The sequence below is a fragment of the Marinobacter sp. UBA2498 genome (genome assembly GCF_002341575.1).
GTDB lineage: Bacteria > Pseudomonadota > Gammaproteobacteria > Pseudomonadales > Oleiphilaceae > Marinobacter > Marinobacter manganoxydans.
The window spans coordinates 341-810 of sequence record NZ_DDOI01000008.1 but is presented as its reverse complement, the minus strand read 5'-3'; the positions used below and the strand labels follow the sequence as shown (position 1 = coordinate 810).

Below are 470 nucleotides of genomic sequence, written 5' to 3'. Positions count from 1 at the left end.
CCACCCACCGGGTCTGTTTGTCCTGTTTGGCCGCGGCCAGAACCGCCCACTTGGAGATGTCGACGCCGATCATGGAGATATCTCTGGCGCCAGCCAAGCTCGCGAGGTGTCGAAGGTAATAACCTTCACCAGAGCCTGCGTCCAGAATCGATCCAGTGCCCTCGCTCGGGAGCCACTGCAATACCTGATTGCTCACAGCCTCGGCGATCTTTGTGTAGAACCCTGCATTCAGAAACCGTTGTCTGGCTGCGACCATTTCCTTGCTATCACCCGGGTCCAGGGAACGTTTCTTTTGAACGGGTAACAGATGCACGTAGCCCTGCCGGGCAACGTCGAAGCTGTGTCCGTTCTCGCAACGCCAGGTCTTTTCGCTGGGCGCCAGTGGGCAGCCGTCCAGTGGGCAGGCTAAGGCATCAAACGGCATTGTGGTCATGGTTTGTATATCCGGTTCAACCGTGGGGGTCAGATAT

At 57.7% G+C, this 470-nt stretch carries 1 protein-coding gene; it reads right to left on the bottom strand.

Annotated elements, in window-relative coordinates:
- The coding region (locus B2W52_RS00740) for a putative RNA methyltransferase (protein WP_349677055.1) at nucleotides 1-433 on the bottom strand (433 nt) is incomplete at its 3' end.
- Nucleotides 434-470 lie beyond the last annotated feature (37 nt).